The organism is Alteromonas aestuariivivens, assembly GCF_003367475.1.
Lineage (GTDB): Bacteria > Pseudomonadota > Gammaproteobacteria > Enterobacterales > Alteromonadaceae > Alteromonas > Alteromonas aestuariivivens.
Window position 1 is genome coordinate 126,779 of record NZ_QRHA01000006.1, and the last position, 23,929, is coordinate 150,707.

General features: G+C 53.0%; 24 protein-coding genes. 8 read left to right on the plus strand and 16 right to left on the minus strand.

Annotated elements, in window-relative coordinates; genetic code table 11:
* The first annotated feature begins 194 nt into the window (after window positions 1-194).
* A complete protein-coding gene (locus tag DXV75_RS09460; protein WP_115593168.1) occupies window positions 195-869 on the plus strand; it encodes a glutathione S-transferase in 675 nt (224 codons plus the stop codon).
* Here DXV75_RS09460 and DXV75_RS09465 read toward each other — a convergent pair.
* The 3 genes from DXV75_RS09465 to recQ form a co-directional block, all read right to left on the minus strand.
* Window positions 866-1,054, minus strand: coding sequence for a hypothetical protein (locus DXV75_RS09465; protein WP_115593169.1), 189 nt, complete (start codon window positions 1,052-1,054; stop codon window positions 866-868). The genes DXV75_RS09460 and DXV75_RS09465 overlap by 4 nt on opposite strands.
* Window positions 1,051-1,914: a VOC family protein gene (locus DXV75_RS09470; protein WP_115593170.1), complete on the minus strand. Its 864-nt coding sequence runs from the start codon at window positions 1,912-1,914 to the stop codon at window positions 1,051-1,053. Before DXV75_RS09470 ends, DXV75_RS09465 begins: the two co-directional genes overlap by 4 nt.
* A 231-nt stretch (window positions 1,915-2,145) precedes the next feature.
* Entirely contained in the window at window positions 2,146-3,987 is a 1,842-nt protein-coding gene (recQ, locus tag DXV75_RS09475) for a DNA helicase RecQ (RefSeq protein WP_115593171.1), read from the minus strand.
* Window positions 3,988-4,222: 235 nt separating this feature from the next.
* On the opposite strand from recQ, the gene DXV75_RS09480 reads away from it, so the two are divergent.
* Window positions 4,223-5,560: a magnesium transporter gene (locus tag DXV75_RS09480; RefSeq protein ID WP_115593172.1), complete on the plus strand. Its 1,338-nt coding sequence runs from the start codon at window positions 4,223-4,225 to the stop codon at window positions 5,558-5,560.
* A 149-nt stretch (window positions 5,561-5,709) separates the two neighbouring features.
* On the plus strand, window positions 5,710-6,603 hold the full coding sequence (rarD, locus tag DXV75_RS09485) for an EamA family transporter RarD (RefSeq protein WP_115593333.1): 894 nt from the start codon (window positions 5,710-5,712) through the stop codon (window positions 6,601-6,603).
* Here rarD and DXV75_RS09490 read toward each other — a convergent pair.
* Both DXV75_RS09490 and uvrD read right to left on the minus strand, forming a co-directional pair.
* Window positions 6,600-7,859, minus strand: a complete 1,260-nt coding sequence (locus DXV75_RS09490) for a response regulator (RefSeq protein ID WP_115593173.1) — start codon at window positions 7,857-7,859, stop codon at window positions 6,600-6,602. The two genes, rarD and DXV75_RS09490, sit on opposite strands and share 4 nt — an antisense overlap.
* Window positions 7,860-7,945: 86 nt before the next feature.
* Window positions 7,946-10,117, minus strand: coding sequence for a DNA helicase II (gene uvrD / locus DXV75_RS09495; RefSeq protein WP_115593174.1), 2,172 nt, complete (start codon window positions 10,115-10,117; stop codon window positions 7,946-7,948).
* A gap of 347 nt (window positions 10,118-10,464) precedes the next feature.
* Here uvrD and DXV75_RS09505 point away from each other — a divergent pair, with 347 nt between their 5' ends.
* The 3 genes from DXV75_RS09505 (at window position 10,465) to DXV75_RS09515 (ending at window position 13,980) form a co-directional block, all read left to right on the plus strand.
* Window positions 10,465-11,826, plus strand: coding sequence for a uracil-xanthine permease family protein (locus DXV75_RS09505; RefSeq protein WP_115593176.1), 1,362 nt, complete (start codon window positions 10,465-10,467; stop codon window positions 11,824-11,826).
* Complete coding sequence (locus DXV75_RS09510) at window positions 11,816-13,186, plus strand: 8-oxoguanine deaminase (RefSeq protein ID WP_115593177.1); 1,371 nt, start codon at window positions 11,816-11,818, stop codon at window positions 13,184-13,186. The genes DXV75_RS09505 and DXV75_RS09510 overlap by 11 nt, the downstream gene beginning before the upstream one ends.
* A gap of 113 nt (window positions 13,187-13,299) precedes the next feature.
* Window positions 13,300-13,980, plus strand: coding sequence for a DUF3313 family protein (locus DXV75_RS09515; RefSeq protein WP_115593178.1), 681 nt, complete (start codon window positions 13,300-13,302; stop codon window positions 13,978-13,980).
* 271 nt (window positions 13,981-14,251) lie between these two features.
* Here the strand turns inward: DXV75_RS09515 and arfB are convergent, their stop codons facing one another.
* Window positions 14,252-14,665 carry an alternative ribosome rescue aminoacyl-tRNA hydrolase ArfB gene (gene arfB, locus DXV75_RS09520; RefSeq protein ID WP_115593179.1) on the minus strand — a complete coding sequence of 138 codons (414 nt, stop codon included), beginning with the start codon at window positions 14,663-14,665 and terminating at the stop codon, window positions 14,252-14,254.
* Between the two features lie 177 nt (window positions 14,666-14,842).
* On the opposite strand from arfB, the gene cysE reads away from it, so the two are divergent.
* Window positions 14,843-15,658, plus strand: coding sequence for a serine O-acetyltransferase (gene cysE / locus DXV75_RS09525; RefSeq protein ID WP_115593180.1), 816 nt, complete (start codon window positions 14,843-14,845; stop codon window positions 15,656-15,658).
* On the opposite strand, the gene DXV75_RS09530 is transcribed toward cysE, so the two are convergent.
* Genes DXV75_RS09530 through DXV75_RS09560 form a run of 8 tightly spaced genes read right to left on the minus strand, consistent with a single transcriptional unit; the run spans window position 15,641 to window position 21,897 of the window.
* Complete coding sequence (locus DXV75_RS09530) at window positions 15,641-16,360, minus strand: HAD-IA family hydrolase (RefSeq protein WP_115593181.1); 720 nt, start codon at window positions 16,358-16,360, stop codon at window positions 15,641-15,643. The genes cysE and DXV75_RS09530 overlap by 18 nt on opposite strands.
* Before the next feature lie 18 nt (window positions 16,361-16,378).
* Entirely contained in the window at window positions 16,379-17,296 is a 918-nt protein-coding gene (xerC, locus tag DXV75_RS09535; protein WP_115593182.1) for a tyrosine recombinase XerC, read from the minus strand.
* Complete coding sequence (locus DXV75_RS09540; RefSeq protein ID WP_115593183.1) at window positions 17,296-17,994, minus strand: DUF484 family protein; 699 nt, start codon at window positions 17,992-17,994, stop codon at window positions 17,296-17,298. The genes xerC and DXV75_RS09540 overlap by 1 nt, the downstream gene beginning before the upstream one ends.
* Window positions 17,991-18,821: a diaminopimelate epimerase gene (gene dapF, locus DXV75_RS09545; protein ID WP_115593184.1), complete on the minus strand. Its 831-nt coding sequence runs from the start codon at window positions 18,819-18,821 to the stop codon at window positions 17,991-17,993. Before dapF ends, DXV75_RS09540 begins: the two co-directional genes overlap by 4 nt.
* 35 nt (window positions 18,822-18,856) lie before the next feature.
* Entirely contained in the window at window positions 18,857-20,107 is a 1,251-nt protein-coding gene (gene lysA, locus DXV75_RS09550; protein WP_115593185.1) for a diaminopimelate decarboxylase, read from the minus strand.
* Entirely contained in the window at window positions 20,108-20,266 is a 159-nt protein-coding gene (lptM, locus tag DXV75_RS17310; RefSeq protein WP_147291819.1) for an LPS translocon maturation chaperone LptM, read from the minus strand.
* Window positions 20,267-20,315: 49 nt separating this feature from the next.
* A complete protein-coding gene (locus tag DXV75_RS09555) occupies window positions 20,316-21,383 on the minus strand; it encodes an MJ1255/VC2487 family glycosyltransferase (RefSeq protein ID WP_115593186.1) in 1,068 nt (355 codons plus the stop codon).
* A gap of 1 nt (window position 21,384) precedes the next feature.
* Window positions 21,385-21,897: a phosphatase PAP2 family protein gene (locus tag DXV75_RS09560; RefSeq protein WP_115593334.1), complete on the minus strand. Its 513-nt coding sequence runs from the start codon at window positions 21,895-21,897 to the stop codon at window positions 21,385-21,387.
* A 317-nt stretch (window positions 21,898-22,214) separates the two neighbouring features.
* Between DXV75_RS09560 and rraA the strand changes: the two genes are divergently transcribed.
* A complete protein-coding gene (gene rraA / locus DXV75_RS09565; RefSeq protein WP_115593335.1) occupies window positions 22,215-22,700 on the plus strand; it encodes a ribonuclease E activity regulator RraA in 486 nt (161 codons plus the stop codon).
* Window positions 22,701-22,802: 102 nt separating this feature from the next.
* Here the strand turns inward: rraA and DXV75_RS09570 are convergent, their stop codons facing one another.
* Both DXV75_RS09570 and ppa read right to left on the minus strand, forming a co-directional pair.
* Window positions 22,803-23,231, minus strand: a complete 429-nt coding sequence (locus tag DXV75_RS09570) for a DUF3299 domain-containing protein (protein WP_245953171.1) — start codon at window positions 23,229-23,231, stop codon at window positions 22,803-22,805.
* A 121-nt stretch (window positions 23,232-23,352) separates the two neighbouring features.
* Window positions 23,353-23,886: an inorganic diphosphatase gene (gene ppa, locus DXV75_RS09575; protein WP_115593187.1), complete on the minus strand. Its 534-nt coding sequence runs from the start codon at window positions 23,884-23,886 to the stop codon at window positions 23,353-23,355.
* Window positions 23,887-23,929 lie beyond the last annotated feature (43 nt).

The following is a 23,929-nucleotide window of genomic DNA, read 5'->3' on the forward strand; positions in this document are numbered from 1 at the left end:
GGGTGAAAATGGCTGACAATCGGCTGTTCAGTCGAAATCCGCAATCTTGGGTCGAGTCCGATTTATCTTACAGTGAATCAAACCATTCTAGAGATTTCCGTGTAACAAAGACAGTCTGACATTTCGCATCAATAACAACGGGATGACTGACTGAACTGCAATAATCACGAAACCCGAAAAAAACTGAGGTCCCCATGCTTGTATTACACCATTTGGAGCATTCCCGTTCGCAGCGCATTTTGTGGTTGCTGGAGGAACTCGGCGTGAATTACGCAATTGAACGTTACGCGCGGGATCCAAAAACCGGACTTGCGCCGAAAATTTTATCGGATTTACACCCGTTGGGGCGCTCGCCGCTCCTCGAGTGTGATGAGGGGATTCTGGCGGAGTCAGCAGCGATAGTTGAATATCTGGTGGGTGATCTTCAGCATGCCCCGTTTGCAAGACCAGTGCGACCTAAAGCGCTGCAGCAGTACCATTTTTGGCTCCATTTTGCAGAAGGTTCGCTGATGCCGTCGGTGGTTGCGACAATGATTTTGAGAAAAGCGCGTGCCAAAGCAAAGCCATTTTTTGTTACGCCAATTGTGAACAAGGTTTGTGACGGGATCATCAGTGCGTATTACGGGCCGAACCTGGCGCAGTCACTGGATTTTGTGGAAGAATATTTGACTGATCATCAATGGTTTGCCGATGATCGCCCCACAGGCGCGGATGTCCAGATGGTATTTCCCCTTGAAGCAATGCTGAGTGCGGGTCTGACGCCGGGCAGGCCCGCCATCAGTGAATACGTTGCCCGGATCCACCAGCGCCCTGCCTACCTGCGGGCGCTGGAAAAGGGAGGACCCTACGCATACGCCAGCAAACCCTAATGGCGGTCCGGGCGGCCGGAGAGCCCTACATGAGCGTTGGGGTTTACATGAAAGCCGCCGTTGTAGTAGTTAACGTCAAGCCCGACGTCGGCATGGGGTGTGATGCGGCAGGCCGACAAAGCCACTGCTGCGCCCAGAACGATAACCAGTTTGCAAAGGGTGGAAGTTCGAAACGGGGATTTCATGGCAGGGTCTCCTGGTTTTGAAGTAACATGGCCGCGCCACTGGGGTCCTGAATCAGAGCCAGGTTGCCATTGGCAAAGTCTGGATTAGGGCGCACGGTAAGACGGCCACCCCACTCAAGCACTTTTTGCAGTGTGGTTTCGAAATCCGCCACCGAGACAACCGGGATCCACTGATTCGGCGTGTCGTCAAACGGGTTGGTAGAAACCGTGGCCAGAGGTTCGCCGTTCTTGCTCAGCATATGCCGGTTGCCATCCATTGAACTGGTTTGCAATTCAAAGACTTTGGCATACCAGCTGGCAGTAAGCAGTGGATTGGACGTAACCAGTTCATGCCACGTCCACATCTGGTTATTTACGCTCTGTGAGGCATCGCTGGAGACTACTTCCAGAACTTCAAACACCGCACCCTGCGGGTCCTGGACCAGTGCCGACATTCCCCGGTCAGGGTATTCCCTTGGGGGCTTTATGATAGTGCCGCCGTTGTCGGTGATTCGTTTCAGTGTTGCTTCCAAATCGATGGACTGTAATGACAGCAACCAGCCACCGGAATTTAACGGCCAACCCATTTCAGCGGAGTCAAACATGCCTCCCACCAGAGTGCCGTTGGCGTCCCTGAGGGTTGCATAGGGACTGGTTTGGGAAACCTGCCAGCCGAGAACCTGCGTGAGGAAGTCACTGCTGCGCTGGGCCTGTGGGCTGAGCAGGTCGTGCCAGACCACAGGTTCACCGGGTGAGGACTGAATGGCGGGGACGGTAAAATCGACGCTTTGACACCCGGCCATCAGAATAATGCCAGCAAAAGCCAGCAGTCTGAGCCTCCGGGCAGGCAATGTCAGGACGCTGTTAAGATGAGTGTTCACTGAGAATCTTCTCCTTGGTTACCGATAACCCGGTGCGGCTGGGTTGAATGGAAATGCATCAGGTCCGGCGGACAGCAGAGTACCAGGTGGTCCGCTGGTTGAGCACGCTCACCAGGCCACGTAGCCCTTGCATGAGCAGCTGTTGGTATCGAAAGCGCGCGTCAGATTCAAATGTAGAACAAGCTTTGGAAAATTGCGAAAGCGGATAAAACTCAAAATGTTGAGCGCCACTCAGCTTAACGGATCGCGCTGCAGATAGTCGGCAATGAGTTGCATAAAGGCATCGCCGTAGCGACTTAGCTTGGTTTGCCCAATGCCCGATACCTCCAGCATGGCCGCTGAGTGAGTGGGTTGTTTGGATGCCATGTCAGCCAGGGTGGCATCGCTGAATACCACAAATGGGGGAACACCATGTTCCTCTGCCAGAGCTTTGCGAAGGTGTTTGAGGCGTTTGAACAACGCACGGTCATAGTTTTCCGGTGCTTTGCTTTTGCGTTCCGGCTTGAATTCGAGCCGTGGGCTGGCCAACTGCAGGGGCGCCTCACCTTTGAGTACCGGGCGGGCCGCTTCGGTGAGCCGCAACGCGGCATTGGCCACTATGTCAACTCGAATCAGCCCCTGGTGAATGAGCTGATTGATGATGTTGTGCCAGTAGCTGTCAGAGTGCTCTTTGCCAATGCCGTAGGTAGACAGATGCTGATGGCCGGCTTCCTGGATTCGTTTGAGTGCCTTACCCCGAATAACGTCGATAACATACTGACTCGCGGCCTGCTGTTGCAGACGTAAAATGCACGACAGAACTTTCTGGCTCAGCACGGTTCCGTCGATCAGTTTGGGTGGGTCTAGGCAGATATCGCAGTTTCCGCATGCGGTGTCGCTGAACTGGGAGAAATAATTCAGTAATACCTGACGGCGACAGGTCTGGGCTTCGGCGAACGCTTCCATCGCAGCGAATTTCTGCAGTTCCACGGCATTGCGGTCGGCACGTTCGCCCTGATCTATCCATTGGCGAACCCGAGCTGCATCTTTTTCATCGAACAACAGCAAGGCTTCGGCTTCAAGTCCGTCCCGTCCGGCACGACCGGTTTCCTGATAGTAGCTTTCGATGCTTCTGGGTACGTCATGATGCACTACGTAGCGCACGTTGGATTTATTGATGCCCATTCCGAACGCAACGGTGGCCACAACAATATCTATTTGATCATTAAGGAAGCGCCGCTGCACATATTCCCGTTCGTCACTGTCCATTCCAGCATGATAGGCCGCGCATTTGAAGCCTTGCCGGTGTAGCTTGGCGTAAAGGTCATCGACTTTCGCCCGGCTGTTGCAGTAGATAATGCCACTGCCTTCCTGGCGTTTTACATAGGATACCACCTGATCGAATGCCTTGTATTTGGGCATCACCCGGTAACGAATATTGGGGCGATCAAAGCTGCCTTTGAAAATGTAGGGTGTATCAAGGTGCAACTGGGTAACAATGTCGGCCTGTGTGGCAGAGTCGGCGGTGGCAGTGAGGCCAATCACCGGAACCTGGGGAAAGCGCTGTTTTATGAGCCCCAAGGCGCGGTAATCCTGACGGAAATCGTGGCCCCAGTGCGACACGCAGTGGGCTTCGTCGATGGCAAAAAGCGCAATATCCAGGCTGGTCAGCAGGTTCATAAAACCCGGCTGTAGTAAACGCTCTGGTGAAACATACAGCAAATCAAACTTGCCGGCCTGTAACTGCTGTATAATCTGCTGCTGGCGTTCCGGTTCCAGGCTGGAATTGACAAACGCCGCACTGACGCCCACTTCGCGCAATTGCTCAACCTGATCCTGCATCAGGGATATCAGTGGTGATACCACAATCGCAGTTCCGGATTTCACCAGCGCCGGGATTTGGTAACACAGTGATTTGCCGCCACCGGTGGGCAGCAGAACCAGCACATCCTGGCCATCAAGCAGATGCTGAATGACCTGTTCCTGACCGCTGCGAAACTGAGGGTAGCCGAATACCCGCTCAAGCACCTCCTGGGGTGAGCGTGATTCAGTGGGGCTGGCCGGGAGAGAGGCTGATGAACTGGATACTGTCATTGACGCGATTTTACGTTTTTTCGGCGCCATGTTCACGGCAAACGCACAACTTTTTTTGTGGCGCGGCGAATTGGCAGATGGTTTGATTTGACTTAACAGACTAATTTAAAAAACTATCCGGCCAATATCTTGCTTTCGCCGCTGGTACCTTTATCCTGTGCATGGCTGCGCCGCGCGCGAGAAAAAGGAGTCTCCTAATCTTGCCTGCCCACTGAAACCCGATTGGAGATGTTCGATGGCTGAACCTTTGCCCGATCTCATAGAAGAGTTTGTATCCGATTCCCCCAACGATGACCCGGCTGCCATTCTCAGTGCTCTGAGCAGTCAGGACGACGTGTATATTGCCAGCCTGTTGGAATCTTTGCCGGTTGAGCGTCGACTTGCCGTGTGGGAAGGCATTCCCCGTTCACGCAAGCTGGCGGTGCTGGTGGAAATGCGTAGTGATCCCCGGGAAATACTCATCGACGCGACACTGGACGATGAATGGGCGGCAATACTGGCCGACATCGACGCCGAAGATTTACTCGAACTGCTGGATTCCCTGCCCTCCCGTTTGGTGGATCTGGCCTACGCTGAACTGGACGCCCAGCAACAGAAATACTTCCGGGAAGCGACTCAGTTTGATGACGACGAAGTTGGGCACTGGCTTAGCCATCAACTGCTGGTTCTGCCTCTGAACGCGAAGGTGCGGGAAGGGTTGCGGCTTATCCGGCGCAATGTGCCTGCACACTGCGATACGGTGTTTCTGGTTAACCGCAGCGGGCAGTATTCTGCAGCCGTTAAGCTTACGCGTTTGTTTGGGGCGCCAGAACATCTGGCACTGGTGGAACTGACCGAAGAAAACATGCCAATGCTGAAGGGCACCGATGAATGTACCACCGCATCACTGCAGGTGCAGCGTTCGGGGTACGTGTCCTTGCCAGTAGTGGATGACAACAATAAATTGCTCGGTCGACTCGACATTACCTCCGCCTGCGAACTGATCAACGAATTCTATGAACGCCAGGTAATGGCATCGGCGGGTATGGATGAAGACGAGGATTTGTTCTCGCCGGTGGCCAAAAGTGCCAAAAACCGAGCCCTCTGGCTGGGTATCAATTTGCTTACAGCATTTCTGGCGTCCTGGTTTATCGGCCTGTTTGAAACCACCCTTCAGCAGGTGGTTGCCCTGGCAGTATTAATGCCGGTGGTTGCCAGTATGGGCGGCATTGCCGGCAGTCAGACTCTAACCCTGATAGTACGGGGCCTGGCTCTGGGGCAGGTGACCAAGGCCAACCTCAAGGCCCTGATGGTCAAGGAACTCAAGGTTGGTGGCTTAAACGGGCTTATTTGGGCGCTGGTGATTGGCATTGTGGCCTTTTACTGGTTTTCCGACCCGTTACTTGGGCTGGTGATCTGTTTTGCCATTCTGGCTAACATTGTTGCGGCTGCACTGTCCGGGGTATTCATCCCGGTATTGCTCGATAAGCTGAAAATTGATCCGGCCCTGTCTGGTTCGGTGATTCTCACCACCGTTACCGACATTGTCGGCTTTGTGGCGTTCCTGGGGCTGGGAACGCTGTTTTTGCTGTGAATTCCTCCCTTTAAAACGGGAATGTACTTGTGTTTGAGGCGGGCTTTGCTCACAATGCCCGCCTCAATTTTCGACGCATCCGAAACTTCTCTGTGAACACCAAAAACCAGCTCTCCGACGAACAATTACGTGCTACCCGCGCTGGCGTAATGTTTGCCATTGCCGCCTATACCATGTGGGGCATTGCGCCTGTGTATTTCAAACAGCTTGCGATGATCCCGTCGCTGGAAGTGTTGATGCATCGGATAGTTTGGTCTGCCGTGGTACTGCTGGGTCTGATTGTCGCTTTTAAGCAGTTTGGCAAAGTGAAGGCAGCGCTGAAATCCCGCAAGGTAATGCAAACCCTGTTTGTGGCCGGATTGCTGCTGGCGGCCAACTGGTTGCTGTTTATCTGGGCCATTAACAACGACCATCTCCTGGACGCCAGCCTGGGCTATTACATCAACCCTTTACTGAATGTGTTCCTTGGCCGTATGTTTCTGGGCGAACGCCTGCGGCCGATGCAACAGCTTGCAGTCATGTTGCTCGTGGTAGGCGTTGGGGTGCTGATATACACCTATGGGCAGTTGCCCTGGATTGCCCTGGTACTGGCGGGCAGTTTTGGTGTGTATGGCTTGCTGCGCAAGCAGGTTGCGGTGGACGCATTGCCCGGTCTGTTCATCGAAACCCTGATGTTGCTGCCTTTGGCTGTGGGCTATTGGCTGATGTTTGCGTCGCATAACAGCAATATGCTGACCAACGATATGCCTTTGAATATGTGGCTGGTGGCTGCCGGTTTGGTGACCACAGCTCCTTTGCTGTGTTTTACCGCTGCGGCGCGGCGAATCATGTATTCAACGCTGGGTTTCTTCCAGTACATCGGGCCAACCCTGATGTTTATTCTTGCGACCTGCTTATACAACGAACCATTGGAACCGGCCCGGTTGATCACCTTTGGGTTTGTATGGCTGGCGCTGGTGATATTCAGTTTTGATTCACTCAAAGTCTACCGTCAACAGCGCAGGCTGCGCTCGGTCAAACCGGATGACAGCCCGAAGCCCTAAACTTCGGCTGCCACAGGCATGTCACTGCACACTTGGTTGCGGCCATCGTTTTTAGCCTGGTAAAGCAGGCTGTCGGCGAACGATAACAGGGCTTCAATGTTATTGGCCGGGCGGGTGGTGAGGCCGATGCTGGTGGTAATGCTGATGACATCGCCATTGTTCTCGATACGAGTGTGCTCGACTTTCTGGCGAAAGCGCTCCAACCGTCTGAAGGCTTCCTCAGCACTGAAACCGGGCAGGTAAATACAGAATTCCTCGCCGCCCAGACGGGCAACAAACACATCGGCAAATTCGCTCGCTAGCAGGCTGGCAACCGACTTGAGAACTGCGTCGCCGGAATCATGACCATAGCGGTCATTCACCCGCTTAAAGTAATCCAAATCCAGTAACGCCAGGGCCTGCTTTGTGGGCAGATTGCGGTACTGGTGATTCAGGATATAGAAAAAATGGCGGCGGTTGGGCAGGCCGGTGAGGTAGTCGGTATTGGCCGCGCGGCGTATGTCTGCAACCCGTTCCAGAAGTTCGATCAGCATGGTGACCCGGCACAGAAATTCTTCATAACAGAAAGGGTTACGTAAAAAGTCAGTGGCACCGCTCTTGATGAAGCGGGCGGGGAGCAGGTCGCTGTTGTCGTTGGCCAGCACCATTATGCTGAGTTCGCCGCGGGAATATTCCTTGCGCAAACGGGCAACAAATTCGGTGGCTGCAACGTCCGGCAGCTTATCGCTACAAATGACCACCTGAATATGCGGATGAGCGGTAAGCTTGTCCAGCGCTTCGCTGCCATGGCTAGCTTCATAGGTTAAAAAATTATGCCGGTTGAGCAGGGAAGTGACCTGGTTTCGCTGGCTTCGATTCGGGTTGACTACCAGAATGCCGATAAATTTATTTTTTTGCAGGCGAGCCATCAGGCGGCTGAGGTAGTCGTATACCTGTGCATTTTCTTTTGGAATGTAGTCGACGACCGGCCGGGCCCAAACTGCGGCCCGGGTTTCTTCATTGACCTGGCCGGTCACCACAATGGTGGGCAGGTAAGATTCAACGGCAAAATCGATGGCTTCTCCGTGTGGTGCATCGGGCAGATGGTAATCTACCACGGCACACAGATACTCTTCCGGTGTTGAGTCTGCAAATCGCACTCGGGCTTCGGTTAATGAACGCGCCCCTACAGGCTGCAGGCCGGCCTTGCGAACCAGCTTCGAAACCAGCTTTAAACTGGTGCTACTGTCTTCAATCACCAGCACTTTACGCTGCATGAATCATCCTAGCTTTCGTCAGCGCAGCTCCGGAAAACTGCTGTTGTTCTCTTCCAGTGAGGTTACTGCAACAGAGCGAATGTCACTTATGCCTGCTCAAGCTTGGCGTACGCCAATACCAGCCATTTACTGCCATATTCGTCGAAGTTGACCTGAACCCGGGCATGTTCACCGGAGCCTTCGTAGTTAAGCACAATGCCCTCACCAAATTTACGGTGCCGAACCCGTTGCCCCAACTGAAAGCCGCTGCTTTCAAATGCTTCATGAGACGTAGCCCGACTGAATCTATTATGTATCGGCCGCTGTACGGTGGATTTTAGGCGCACTTCCAAAACACAGTCGCTGGGGATCTCACGTATAAAGCGTGAGGCGGTGTGATACTTGTCCTGACCATAGAGTCGGCGGCTTTCTGCATAGGTGATAAACAGTTTCTGCATAGCGCGGGTCATACCCACGTAACACAGACGTCGCTCTTCCTCCATGCGGCCCGGCTCGTCGTTTGTCATCTGGCTGGGAAACATGCCTTCCTCCACACCGGCCATGAACACCAGAGGGAATTCCAGCCCTTTGGCGGTGTGAATCGTCATCACCTGCACCGCATCCTGATCCAGCTGGGCCTGGGCTTCGCCGGCCTCCAGCGAGGCATGGGCCAGAAAAGCGGCTAATGGGGTCATTTCATCGGCTTCTTCCGGAACGATGAACTGTTTGCAGGCGGTGACCAGTTCTTCCAGGTTCTCTAGTCGCGCCTGGGCCTTTTCGCCTCGCTCTGCCTGATACATGGCGTACAGGCCGGAGTGTTTGATGGCTTTGTTGGCCTGCTCCTCCAGCGGTTCGTCGAGTAGCTGCTGTTCCAGCTCTGTAACCAATCCGGTAAAGCCCTGCAAGGCATTTGCTGCGCGCCCTTTCAGCGCGCCTTCGCTGATCAGCAGGTGGCTGGCCTGCCAAAGCGAGCAGTTGTGCAGGCGGGCGGTATCACGAACCTGGGTCAGGGTTTTGTCACCAATTCCCCTGCTTGGGGTGTTGACCACGCGCTCGAAGGCGGCATCGTCATGGGGGTGATTGACCATGCGCAGGTAACCCAGCGCATCCTTGATTTCCTGACGCTCGAAGAAACGCAGGCCGCCGTAAATCCGATAGGGCAGGCCTTCGTGCAGCAACGCCTCTTCCAGCACCCGCGACTGGGCGTTATTACGATAAAGAATGGCGCTGTCTTTCAGAGCGTTACCCTGCTGCAACCAGTCCTTTAGCTGCGAGACAACAAAGCGCGCTTCGTCCAGTTCGTTGAAACCCGCATAAACCGAAATCGGTTCCCCCTCGCTACCCTGTGTCCAGAGCTCTTTGCCCAGGCGGCCCTGATTGTTGTCGATTACCGCATTGGCGGCCTTGAGGATCGTGCCGGTGGAGCGGTAGTTTTGCTCAAGCCGAATGGTGGTGGGGGTATCAAAATCCTTGAGGAAATGGTGCAGGTTGTCGATGTTGGCGCCACGCCAGCCGTAAATAGACTGATCGTCGTCGCCCACAATCATGATGTTGTTGGTGTTGCCGCTGCACAGCATTCTCAGCCAGGCGTACTGAATGTTGTTGGTATCCTGAAATTCGTCCACCAGCACAGCGCGGAAGCGACGCTGGTAGTTGGCCAGAATATCGGGGTTTTTGGCCCAGAGTTCGTGGGCGCGTAACAACAACTCGGCAAAATCGACCAGCCCGGCGCGGTCACAGGCTTCCTGATAGGCAGCGTAGATGTCGCGCATTTTCTGCTGGGTGTGGTCGCCATGGGTTTCAATATGATGGGGGCGCAGGCCCTCGTCTTTGTTGCCGTTGATATACCACTGGATCTGCCTTGGAGCCCAGTGCTTTTCATCCAGATTCAGGCTTTTGAGAATGCGGCGTATCAGGCGGTACTGATCATCCGAGTCGAGGATTTGGAAGTTTTCCGGCAATCCGGCTTCGGCGTGGTGTGCCCGCAAAAGCCGGTGGGCCAGGCCGTGAAAGGTACCAATCCACATGGTGTGCAGGCTTCGGCCCATCAGCGATTCAATTCGGCCGCGCATTTCCCTCGCCGCTTTGTTGGTAAAGGTTACTGCCAGAATGGAAAACGGTGCGATGTTTTCAACTTCCATCAGCCACGCAATGCGATGCACCAGTACCCGGGTTTTCCCGCTGCCGGCACCGGCCAGCACCAGTGCATTCGACAAGGGGGCGGCTACCGCTTCACGTTGTTTGTCGTTGAGCTCGTCAAGCAGTCGGGATACATCCATAGTTCGGTCACACCTGTTTAGCGCTGATTAATTTCAAAACCGCCATTATGCCAGCAGACTGTGAATTTATACAGGGTGGAATTCCAAAAGCCAACGACCCAAGTGACAGGACTTCCCTGCTTCTTTGCACTTTCTTGGTGCGAAGGTGGTGATGGCATTTGTTTTTTTGTCGCCAGGTATATTTAACTTGTTGAATTTTAATGTTTATATATTTTGAATGATTCCTGACTAATTGGTTAGGTTTTTGCTGTAATTTGAGGTGGTTTGGAGACATCACATCGAAATCGCACGGCAATTCCATTGCCTGCGAATCGATTAGCTGAATTGGAGTCTGGAAGGAGCAAAGTATGGCTGATACCCGCAATACCGATATGTTGTATGCCCTGGATGACCGTCCGCCGGTGGTGCAAAGTGTAACTGCGGCTGCACAGCATGTATTGGCCTGCTTTATCGGTGTCATAAACGGTACCCTGATCATTGGTGGTGCGCTCGGGTTAACGGCAGAGTTGCCTTATCTCATCAGTATGGCCTTGTTTGTTTCAGGATTGGCAACCTTCATTCAGGCTAAAAAATTTGGCCCGGTTGGCAGTGGTCTGATTGCTGTTCAGGGGACAAGTTTTGCATTTGTCAGTGCACTGCTGGTCGCGGGTGTTGCGGTGAAGCATCGGGGTGGCAGCAATGAAGATGTGCTGGCCATGATGTTCGGAATTTGTTTTTGGGGTGCGCTGGTGGAGATAGCGCTCAGCCAGTTCATTGACAAGCTCAAACGAATTATAACCCCGCTGACCACAGGCATTGTAGTCACCACCATTGGTTTATCGCTGATTAAATATGGAATGACCGATCTCGCCGGTGGGTTTGGCGCAGAAAACTTTGCAGCCAGTGAAAATTTGCTCATCGGCGGCTTTGTCTTGCTTGTGGTACTGGTGCTGAACAGTAACCCGAACCCCTGGGTCAGGCTTTCAGCAATTCTGGTGGGAATGCTGACAGGGTCTCTGATAGCCTGGTCTCTTGGAATGATGAATTTTGATCATCTGGCAAGCCTGCCAGCGGTGGCTGTTCCGGAGCCGTTTAAATATGGCTACAACTTCGACTGGCAACTGTTTATACCTGTGGCGATGGTGTATTTGCTGACCGCGATTGAAACAGCGGGCGACCTTACGGCCAATTGTCTGTTCTGTAGAATACCGCTTCAGAGTAAGGATTATTTTACCCGCGTCAAAGGCGGCATTCTGGCCGACGGCATTAACTCTATGATCGCAGCGGTGTTTAACACTTTCCCAAATACCACATTCGGACAAAATAACGCAGTTATACAAATGACCGGAGTTGCCAGCCGCTATGTGGGGTTCTATGTGGCCGGCATCCTTATGCTGCTGGGCCTGTTTCCACTCATTGGTGGTATTTTTCAGGCCATGCCCAAGCCGGTATTGGGTGGGGCAACACTGGTGATGTTTGCCACCATCGCGGTGGCAGGTATCCGCATTCTGACGTCTGAACCTATCGACCGGCGCAAGAGCCTGATCATAGCTACCTCCCTGGGTTGCGGGCTCGGCGTTATGATGGTGCCGAATGCGCTCTCCCAGTTGCCTCAGTGGGCCCAGGATATGTGGTCCTCGCCGGTTACCGTTTCGGGTTTTTGTGCCATTTTTCTGAGTGTTGTTATGCCTCAGCCACAAAGCAAGGAAGAAGTTGTTCATGCAGCGTGATAGCCAGACACTGTGGTTACGTAATCCCCGTGCCGCCTTTACCGCCAATCTGCAGGATGCCAGCAACGGTCTGCTGGTTCGGGGCAGTGAAATTATTGAACTGGTTGGAAAAGGGCACGAGCCAGTCCATCCCTACCAGCAGGAATTGGATTGTTCGAACTGGGTGATTACGCCCGGGCTCATTAACACCCACCATCATTTTTACCAGACCCTGACCCGCTGCCTGCCCGCGGCACTGAACAAACCGCTGTTTCCGTGGTTAACGACGTTGTACAAGGTGTGGCAACACCTTGACGACGAAATGCTCTACAACGCTTCGCGACTGGCCGGTCTTGAACTCATGCTGTCTGGGGGCACCACGCTGGCGGATCATCACTACGTATTTCCCAAAGGCCTGGAGCACGGCATTGATATTCAGGTTGAAGCCATGCAACGGCTTGGGTGCAGGGCCGTGCTGACACGCGGCTCCATGAGCCTGGGAGAAAGCCAGGGTGGATTGCCACCAGACTCAGTAATTCAGTCGGAAAGCCAGATTCTGGCCGACAGTCAGCGCTTGATTAAGCGTTATCACAACGCTCAACCGGGCAGTTATCTGCAAATTGCGCTGGCACCCTGTTCACCGTTTTCGGTTTCCCGGGAACTGATGCAGCAAACAGCAACCCTGGCTGCGCAGGAGAAGGTTCTGTTGCATACCCACCTGGCTGAAACCGAGGATGAAAACCAGTTCTGCCTGCGGGAATACGGTATGCGCCCGCTGGACTACCTGGAAGACTGCGGCTGGTTGGGGCCGTCAACCTGGCTGGCGCACGGTATCCACTTTACTGATGAAGAAATTCTTCGCTTAGGCCGCAATCGGGTGGGCATTGCCCATTGTCCGAGTTCCAACGGCTTGCTGGCGTCTGGCATCTGTCCTACCCTGGATTTGGAGCAGGCCGGTTGTGCGGTGGGGATGGCGGTAGATGGTTCCGCCTCCAACGACTGTTCAAACCTTATTCAGGAAGTTCGGCAGTCACTGCTGCAGCAACGATTGCGTTATGGTGCACAGCGGATCACTGCGGAAAAAGTGTTGTCCTGGGCCACACTGGGTTCGGCCAAAGTGTTGCATCGTGACGACATTGGCGAACTGGCGGTGGGTAAGCAGGCCGACTTAGCGTTCTTTGCGCTTGATGAATTGCGCTTCAGTGGTGCCGGTGATCCCATCGCCGCACTGGTGTTGTGTGGTGCGCAGAAAGTCGAGAAACTGATGATTGGCGGAAACTGGCTGATAGAAGATGCGCAACACCGGGCCGGGCTGGAACAGGTGTTAATGGCCCGTCATTCGGAATTGGCGGTTCGCTTGCAGAGCAGGCTGGCGCAGTAGCGCTCAGAATTTGAGATGCCTGATTGTGCGTTGATATCTGGTCATTTTCAGGCTATCGGCTAGGCTTACAGGACCTGCTTTGACTCAATGGCTTTGTGCACAAGGAAATCATTATGAAATCTGCCTTTCGGGCCCTTTCGGTAGTTATCTTCTGTGTTACATTGGCTGCGTGCCAGTCCCAGTCTGGCAGCATGGCCGAACAAACGGAAACCCTGAGCTTTGATGGCATGGTACGTCAGTCCCAGGACCAGTTTGACGAAGTGTATGTTTCGCCCGAATTCAGCATTCAGGATTACCAAAGCCTGATGCTGGAACCGGGAACGGTGGCGTTCAAGAAAAACTGGGCGCGCAATTACAATTCTTCCGGCCGGCTAACCCGGGTGACAGAGCGCGATATGGAAATGATACGCGAGCGGATGTCAGGTTATGTATTCTCAGAATTTGAGGCGGTATTGGGTGACAACAGCCCCATGCCACTGGTTACTGAGGTGGGCGAACTGACATTGCTGGTTAAGCCTTCCATCATCAATCTTGACCTTAACGCCCCCGATTTGGTGACAGCCAATCGTCAGTACAGCTATGCAGAAAGTGCCGGTGAAGCCACCTTGTACCTCGAACTGATTGACAGTGTTAGCGGTAAACCGCTGGCCCGGGTAGTCGATCGGCAGGAAGACTGGGACGACAACTATTTTACCTGGCGAAACCGTGCTACCAATGCCCAGGACGCCAAACGCATCGCCCGTTTATGGGCAGAGCGTTTTGTTGAGCTGCTCGAAAAAGTCGGCCCAGCATAGGGCCTGTTGATCTTTGCTGTTCAATTTTGCAGCAAATTGTCGTGCATTTATGCAAGGCAGAGGCTGTGAAGTGTAGTCATCTACATGAACAGTCACTAACGCAGCAGAAAAGCGCGACAAGTGCTGCCCTTCGGGTTCACTCTGAGTGCTTCCATGACTGCGTTGTTCGCCATTTACTTAGCTGACTAAGCTTCATGGCTCTCGCCTTGCCCTGAAACCACTCAGAGAGAACAAATTTCGAACAGTAAAGATCAATAGGCCCTAGTAGGGCTTAAAAATCAATTTTCTGGCGCAACTGTTTGCGCTGGCTAGATTTTTTCTTTGTTTCCTGGCGCCGCTGTTTGGCCGCCCGGCTGATTCGGGTGGGTTTGCGCTTTTTCGCTACCACGGTCGCTGCAGCAACCCACTCTGCCAGTCTCGCGATGGCGTCCTGACGGTTTTGTTCCTGGGTGCGAAAATTCTGCGCCTTGAGTATGAAGATACCTTCATTGGTAACGCGGCTGTCATTGCGGCTGAGTAAACGCTGCTTCACTGGTTCTGGCAAAGATGAGGCTGCAATGTCAAAGCGCAAATGAATGGCGCTGCTGACTTTGTTGACGTTTTGCCCGCCAGAACCCTGTGCGCGGATGGCACTGAGTTCAACTTCTTCGTCGGCCAGCTGGATGGAGTCAGTGATTGTTATCATCAGAGGTTCAGTATGTTACTCAAGCTAAGCCGCACACTACCACGGCCGTTAATTTGCCTCAACGCCGATTAAATCATCACAACGATGTGATAAACTCTTGCGCAATCCTTGAATTGGTCCTGGTCAGATACCATACAAAGTGTCTGTTTCGGGAATACGTCGCACAGGGCTGGCATTATGCAAACGCTAACCACCATCACCAACTTTTGGCTCTCCTTAAAGCAGGAAGCAAAACGGATTGCCGAGCAGGAACCGCTGCTCGCCAGCTATATTCACGCCTGCATCCTGACCCATCACAATTTTGAGTCGTCACTGAGTTTTATTCTGTCCAACAAAATGGCAGACGATGTGATGCCGGCTTTGGCTATTCGGGAAGTGTTCGATGAAGCCTATATGCTTGACCCGGAAATTGCTGAATCGGCGGTTGAAGACATTCGTGCCATCCATCAGCGTGATCCGGCTGCGTCCGGTTTTCTGACCCCGCTGCTGTATTTTAAAGGTTTTCATGCAGTTCAGGTTCATCGCATGGCCCATTATCTGTTTAAAAAAGGCCGGCATCAGCTGGCACTGTTTTTACAGAGCCGTAATTCCGAAACCTTTGGTGTGGATATTCACCCTGCAGCCCGAATAGGGAAAGGCGTAATGTTTGATCATGCAACCGGTATTGTGGTGGGGGAAACCGCAGTTATTGAGGACAACGTTTCCATTCTGCAAAATGTAACCTTGGGCGGAACTGGCAATGAGTCCGGCGATCGGCACCCGAAAATCCGCCAGGGAGTGCTGGTGGGTGCTGGTGCTAAGATCTTGGGCAATATTGAAGTTGGTGAAGGTTCCAAGGTTGGCGCGGGCAGTGTGGTGCTCAACGATGTGCCGGCCCATGTTACGGTTGTGGGCGTGCCAGCCAAGGTGGTCGGGCGGCCAGAGTGCCAGCGACCGTGCGAGTCAATGCGTCAAAACGTGCTCGAAGACAACGGCTCAGTTGACGAGCCGTAATAGATCATCAAGCTGTTCAAGTTCAACGTGAGGCAGCACCCGGGTATCTTCCTTGCTCAGCAGCATGGGGCGGTCAGCCGCATACCAGGCCGCCTGCATACCTGCCGCTATTGCTCCAAAGACATCTTTTTCCAGATTGTCGCCCACATGCAGTACCGTTTCGGCCGGGGCACCCAATAAGCAGGCGGCTTCTTCAAACATGTGGCCGTGGGGTTTCATAGGGCGTTCAACACTGGCGTGCAGAAAGCCTTTAAAATAGGGCGCCAGGCCAATTCGCTGTACGTCGACATTTCCATTGGTGATCCCAATCATCGGTACCCGCTGGGACAACTGATCCAAGGTATGAACTACCCCGGGCTCCAGTTCCAGTTCGCTGCGTGCGTGGTAAAAGCAGTCGAAACAGGCTTTTGCTGCTTCCTGTAATGCTGACTCGCCTTTGCAATCATTGCGTAGAGCCACTTGTAAGGTATTCAATCTCAACTGGCCCATATCCGATGCCAGTTTTGGCTGTTCAGAGATAACGGCCCGTTTGATGGCCTTCCAGTCTGCCGCAGTCAGTTGGGCTGCGTGGGGGAAGTTGTCGTGAATAAACTGCTGCAGGTGTTGCTCTGCCTTTCGGATCACTGGCCCATTGTCATAAAGGGTGTCATCCAAATCAAACGTTATGGCGGAAACAGGTTTGAGAGGGCGATAGAATCGCATTCTGACTCCTTACTGAATTTACTTGCGTTTGGCCCTGGGGTGGGCCGAATCGTAGACTTTCGCCAGATGCTGGAAATCCAGGTGGGTATACACCTGTGTGGTAGACAGGTTTGCATGGCCGAGTAATTCCTGTACGGCGCGCAAGTCCCCACTGGACTCGAGTACATGGGTGGCGAAAGAATGGCGCAACTTGTGTGGATTTACCTTCTGGGCAAGGTGTTGGGATTGGGCAAGCTGATCAAGGCGGTTGGCAACCTGGCGGTTGGATATGCGGGTTTGCCGCTTGCTGACAAAAACTGCAGGTTCATACGGTGAAGCGTACTGGCCTCGAACTTTCAGCCAGGCTTGCAGCGCCCTCCAGGCTGTTCTGCCCAGCGGCAAAACTCGCTGTTTGCTGCCTTTTCCTGAGACTACCAGCGTGCCATCGGGTTTGCAGTCACTTAAATTGAGCCCGGTCAGTTCACTCAGACGCAATCCGCAGCCATAAAGCAGTTCAAACATGGCCATGTCTCTGCAGGCGATGCCGTCGTCCTGCTGGTTAGCCAGAAGATGCTGCATGTCGTCCACACTCAGCTGTTTGGGCAGCGGCCGGCCCTGCCTGGGAGCCTGAATGCCTTCTACCGGATTGGTGGACATCTGCTTCTTGTTTATCAGGTACTGGCAGAATGTACGTAGTGCGGACAGCCGCAAAGCGATACTGCGGGGCTTTTGCCCAGCACGTTTGGACGTCGCAAGTATCCGCTTAACGTCAGCAGGTGTGAGTGAAGGCCAGGCGTTTAGTGCGAGAGTTTGGGCGATAAAAACCAACTGACGCTGATAGTTGCTGATGGTATGTTCAGAAAGCCCGCGCTCGACCTGCAAATGAAGCAAAAATTTGTCCAGCCATAGCTGGCAATCTTCACTCAACGGCGCTGGGGCGTCACCTTGCTGGGTCATCAGTACCCGAGTATGGTTGGCATAATGATGTTCAGCACCTGTTGCAACTGCTTCAGCAACAGGGTGTCCATATCCGGAGTAAAGTGGCTGGGATCGCTGCTGCCGACGGCAAGAATGCCGAGCTCCCGTTGTTCGCCAATCGCAATCAGTGCCACCGATTCGGCGGTCAGTTCGCCAAACAACAGGTGTTTTTCATGCTGGCTCAGACGGCCGAAGAAAAACGGACTGGTTTTAAAGCGCTTCTCAATAAACAGGCGACGCTGGAGTTCAGGCACCGCATTCGCACCCTTAAACGGTTTCAGGACCACCGATGAAAGCTGCAGTTGTTCCTGCAACACTTCTTCAAGTTTGAGTTGAATGTCTGAAATGCTGGTACAGGTGAGCAACTGCACGTTGAGGTCAGTGTATACCCGGTAAATTTTCTCGTTCTGTTTGGCAATGCCAATCAGTTGATTGAGTTTGTAGTTCAGCTGGCGCAGTTTCTTGCGCAACTGTTCGCTTTGCAGTTCAACCAGCGAAACACTGCCTTTCTGGCCGTGAGGAATAACCAGGCGTTCCAGCAATTCCGGATGCTGGGTGAAAAATTCAGGGTGCTTAAGCAGGAAACCACGCACATCATCTGCGCTTACACCTACGGCGTCCCCGTAATGGGACTCTATGGGTACGGTGGCTTGGGTTTGGCCTGAAGCTTCACTCATAGGGTTAGTTGTCCATCGTAGATGTGTTCTGCCGGTCCGGTCATTTTTAGTGTAGAGTCCGCACCCTGCCAGCGTATTCGCAAACTTCCGCCGGGCAAATCAACCCGGACATCCTTACCTAATTTACCCTGAATCTGTCCTATTGCAACTGCTGCGCATGCGCCACTGCCACAGGCGAGGGTTTCACCACTGCCTCTTTCGAATACCCGCAGGCGAATGTGATCGGCAGAGAGAATCTGCATGAAGCCTACATTCACTCCTTCCGGGAAGCGATCATGTCGCTCCAAAAGCGGCCCTATGGTATGCACGTCGGCAGTGTCCACGTTGTCGACTTCCAGCACACAATGGGGGTTACCCATGGATACGGCACCACAGAACAGCGTGTGGTCATCGGCCCGGATCACGTAGGTCTTTTCGTGCTTGTTGGCTTTTAACGGAATTTTTGACGGTTCGAACTCCGGGCGCCCCATATTCACCGTGACCTGGCCATCCTTTTCGAGGTACAGGGTCATTTTACCGGACTTGGTGCTGACCCGAATCTTGCTCCTGTTGATGAGGCCCTTGCTTTTTACAAAGCGGGCAAAACAGCGGGCGCCGTTTCCACACTGGGATACTTCTGAGCCGTCGGCGTTAAAAATACGGTAGTGGAAATCTTCTTCCGGATCGTAAGGCGGTTCAACCATCAACAGCTGGTCAAAGCCAATACCAAAATTCCGGTCTGCCAGCTGCTGGATTTTCTCGGTAGAAAAGTAAACATTCTGGGTTACGTTATCAATGACCATGAAGTCATTACCCAGACCGTGCATTTTGGAAAACTGTACCTGCATCAAGCGCGTCTTATTGTTCTGGCTATGCCTTTAGTTTACGGAAGTTTGTGCTCACCTTTCCAGAGATCTTTTTGAATTTCTCTTGCCCGCACCAGGTGTACGTTGTCACCGTCAACCATAACTTCGGCAGGCCGGCAACGACTGTTGTAGTTCGACGCCATGGTAAAACCATAGGCACCCGCACTTCGAACAACAAGCAGGTCGCCGGGGCTGACTGACAATTCCCGGTCTTTGCCCAGGAAGTCTCCGGTTTCACAAACCGGACCAACAACGTCATATATCCGGGTTTGGGAGGTAGTTGAGCGGTCTACCGGAATGATTGCCTGCCAGGCAGCGTAGAGTGACGGCCGTAGCAAGTCATTCATCGCCGCGTCGACAATGGCAAAATGCTTTTCTTCGCCTTCCTTAACAAATTCAACTTCCGTTACCAGGATGCCCGCGTTGGCGGCAATCGCGCGGCCCGGCTCCATTATCAGTTTCAGGTTTTCACGGCCGGCCATTTTCTGTGCAATAGCTGCGGCGTATTCTCTTGGGTGAGGGGGAGATTCCTGATTGTAGGTAACGCCCAGGCCACCGCCAACATCCAGGTGGGACAACTCAATACCCAGTTCCGCCAGTTCGTCAACCAGGCCAAGCAGCCGCTCCAGTGCGTCCACAAAGGGGCCGATGTCGGTTAACTGGGAGCCAATGTGACAGTCCATGCCGGTCACTTTCAGATTCGGTAACTCATGTGCCAGGCGATAGGTTTCGATTGCCCGTTCACGGGGAATGCCAAACTTGTTGGCCTTGAGGCCGGTGGAAATATACGGATGGGTTTTGGCATCAACGTCAGGGTTTATGCGTAATGAAATAGGCGCAATCTTGCCCATCTGGCCTGCAACTTCGTTGATTCTGTGCAGCTCTGGTTCGGACTCCACATTGAAACACAAAATGCCCTGTTCAAGCGCATAACGGATTTCGTCGGCCTTTTTGCCAACACCTGAAAATACCACCTTGCCCGGATCGCCTCCGGCTTCGATTACCCGGGCCAGCTCACCTGCGGATACGATATCAAATCCGGAACCCAGCCGGGCCAAAACGTTCAGAACACCAATGTTCGAGTTGGCCTTAACGGCGTAGCAAATCAGGTGGGGATGATTACCCAGTGCGTCATTGAACGCATGCCAGTGGCGCTCCAGAGTCGCCCGGGAATACACGTATAAAGGGGTTTGGTACTGCGCTGCAATATCTGCTACGGCGACGTCTTCTGCAAAAAGCTGCTCGCCTCGATAGGCAAAATGGTCCATCTATTCTGAATCTCCGGAGTTGTCCGCGGGGGCGTTGGGTTCGGGCTGCTGATTGGCCGGCGCGGTCTCCGGTAAGTACAACGCGCCTTTGTATCCGCAGCCGTAACAGGCCAGACATAAAAGGGCAGTCAGCAGCAGCCGTGGGTATGTGTTTCGCACTCTGATTCCGCAGGAAGCATTAAAATGCGCTTATCATCGCATTGCAAGGCTAAATTGCAAGCGACAATAATTTCTGCCGGGTTTCGTCGCCGTATTGAACCTGTTGCCATAACGCATCACACAGGCTCTGGGGGTTGTGCCAGTCGCGGTTGGTGATCCAGTCTATCAGAATGCCAGGATCATCGGGGAATTGAATGGCTTCGTTGTCTGGCGCATCCAGCCATTCTTCAACGATGTCGGTGTCGAGCTGAAACAGCGTTTGGCATAGGCCCAGTGTGTTCAGCGTCAGCACATTGGACAATTGTTCAAATTGCCCATGAAGCGGTTTGATCAGTAATTTTTTTCCCAGTTGCAGGGCTTCGCTGGACAACTCGAAACCACCATTGGCAATCACGCCCTGGCAAAGTTGTAATGAGCGCTGGAAGCCCAGCTTTGAGGTGGGTTGCCATTGAATGTGGCCTGCTTGACGTGGCGCACTGATGGCCGGGTGGAAACACTGGAATGGCTGGTCCGTCAGCGGCTCAAGCAGGTTGTGGATGTCACGTACTTCTTCAAACGGCAGGTACACCAGAATGTGGTTGCTCAATTGGCCGGCTGCGGGTTTTTCGCACACGAAGGGAGGCAAAATGGGCTGATTGAAATGGAACCAGTGAACCCCGAGCCGGATTTGAGCGGGCGCGAAAAACTTCATTATAATGTGATCAAGAAAGGAATCGCCGTGCATGGGCACAGCGTAGGTAAATGCCGCCTGGTGGCTGATGGATATAGACGGTACATTTTGACGCCGTGCAGCCCACGCGCTGATAGGTTCAAAATCGTTGAGCACCAGGTCGTATCCGCTTAAGTTCAGTGACCTGACATCACAAACAAACTGTCTGAAGCTGTTCTGGCGAAAAGTAGCCAGCTTATCGACCTGACCGTGCCGGGTTACAAAAGTTAATCCCTGGCGTGTTTCGTAGTTGCCAAACACTTCCATGTCGAAATATTTGTTCGCTGAGCGGCCTGAAAACAGATAATCCACTTCCAGCTCTGTGCGACGGTTGAGGGCGGCAGCCATAATGCGGGCCCTGGCAATGTGACCGTTTCCCGTGCCCTGAATACCATATAAAATTTTCATATCAGGCAAGTACACCCAAACTAAGAGAGGCTATGGTGATACCAAGCAAGGTTCCCGCCAGAACATCCGAAGGGTAATGTACCCCAAGTAGTATGCGTGACAATCCAATCAGCCCGGCCCAGGAATAGGCCAGAGCGCTGAAATCCGGATAAAAGTGGCTAACTATGCTGGCCATCAGAAATGCCGCGGCGGTGTGGCCGGAAGGCAGGCTGAATTTGTCCGAGGGCGTAACATGAGCTTTGAAGTTGCTGAGCAAATCGCAGGGTCTGGGGCGCTTGAACATTTTCTTCAGCAACACGTACAGCGGCAACTCAAGCCCGTAAGCCATTAGTGCGGTGTAGATAAAAAGCTCACCGTGGTCGTGTTCAAAGGCCCACAGCAACAGCGCGATTACAAAGTACAGATACCCGTCTCCGGTGCGGGACAGCCAGATAATGGATGTACAGTTCCGCTTTACTGTGATGCCGTGAATGCGACAAAACAGATGGGTATCGTATTTGGTCAGAGTTTTCAGATTAAGCATGGCCTTGCCCGGTAAACTGAATTGAGTGTGACGTTACAAAGGCTGCATGACTTCAACATTACAGATAAAAGAAACCTTTGTGACAATTGGCAACTCGGGTGATGGAATTTGGCGACACCTCAGTGATTTGCGTTCCCGCTATCCGTTTGTGGATGGATGCGGGTAAACAGTGCTATGCTAGGCTTTCAAGTCATTCGGTCAGCCGGAGTTACTGTGCAGAACACCCAGGTGTAATTACACAAACACTCCCTCGCAAGATTCAGACCGAGGTGAAAAACCGCATTTCAAGCACAGTTAAGGGCAAAGCGATGGACTACAACACTTCCGAATTATGCGATTTATTTGCAGACAGCGTTGATGTGGTTGACCCCATTTTTGTGAGTTACGGAGGCCGCTATTCCTTCGGTGGCGAAATCTCCACGGTAAAATGCTATGAAGACCGTGGCCTGATTGACAGGGTATTGGCGCAGCCCGGAGCCGGTAAAGTGCTGTTAATTGACGGTGGTGGTTCAACCCGTCGTGCGTTGCTGGATTCTGCTTCAGTGCAGATAGCAATTGAAAACGACTGGGAAGGTATCGTCTGTTACGGCAGTGTGCGGGAAGTAGATACTCTGGCAGATTTGGATATTGGCATTCTGGCGGTGGCTTCCATTCCGGTGAATGCCGACAGCGAAGGTGTGGGAGATGTAGACATTCCGGTGAATTTTGGTGGTGTGACTTTCCTGCCGGAAGACCACCTGTACGCCGACAGCACCGGGGTTATTCTTTCGCCCGAACCTCTGGATTTGGAGTAACCTGAACCTTTAACAATGACAGCGGGGGCTCCCGCTGTCTCAGAGCGTTGTTAAGGTTCCGTTGTTCAGGATAAACACTCTTCAGTCTGGACGTTCGGGAGTTCAGAATGGAGCGACGGATTCACCGCTAAGCCGATATCCGACCGACGCAATGTCCCCTGACCATCCTTCTGTAGAAAGTACCCCGGTAACCCAAATTGCGTCGTAGAGATTTTCGATTGGTACGCCCTGCTCAAATTTCACGTACACAATCTGGTTTGACGGTGGCGGTGGTACGTGGATACAGGCACCAAAGTAAGGCACCAACAAAAATTCGGTCGTCAGTTCTGCCGTGCCCTCTAAGGGGACGACAAAGCCGGGAATTTTGACGTACTTACCATCGTAGTTCTCTACCACAGGCGCGTTGGGTTGTAGCTGGGTCATCTGGTTGTCGTGGCTGACAGACGGAGCCGTAAGTTCGTTAAACCCCTCTGGTACCAGATCTTCCCAGTAAACTTCCTCGGGCTCACTGGCCTGAAGTGTAGCCGACATCAGCAACAATACGGCAGAGCTGATAAATTTGTGAAGCGGTGACATGATTTTCTCGGTTTGGCGGTAACAAAAAAGGGCCCGACAATGCGAACCCTTGTGATTGCAACTCATTGATTAAGCATTATTTGCTTTCTTCGTAGCGCTTAACGCTGGCAACGATTTCTTCTTTGGCGGCGGCAGAATCGGCCCAGCCGTCAACTTTCACCCACTTGCCCTCTTCCAGATCTTTGTAGTGCTCGAAGAAGTGCTCAAGCTGCTTGAGTAACAGAGGGGTAACGTCGGAAATTTCTTTTACGTCGCGATACAAAGTAGACAGTTTGTCTACCGGTACAGCCAGTACTTTTGCATCTTTGCCGGATTCATCGGTCATGTTCAGAACACCCACCGGGCGGCACTTGATTACCGAACCAGCCAGAAGCGGGAATGGGGTGATGACCAGGACATCCACCGGGTCACCGTCTTCAGACAGAGTGTTCGGTACGTAACCATAGTTGGTGGGGTAGTGCATGCAGGTCGCCATAAAGCGGTCTACGAAAATGGCACCGGTGTCTTTGTCGACTTCGTATTTTACCGGATCTGCGTGGGCAGGGATCTCAATAATTACATTCACTTCATCAGGCAGATTTTTACCTGCCGGAACGGCGTTTAAGCTCATTGCGGATTCCTTTGTGTTTAGGTCATAAAAATTAGTCCGGCAA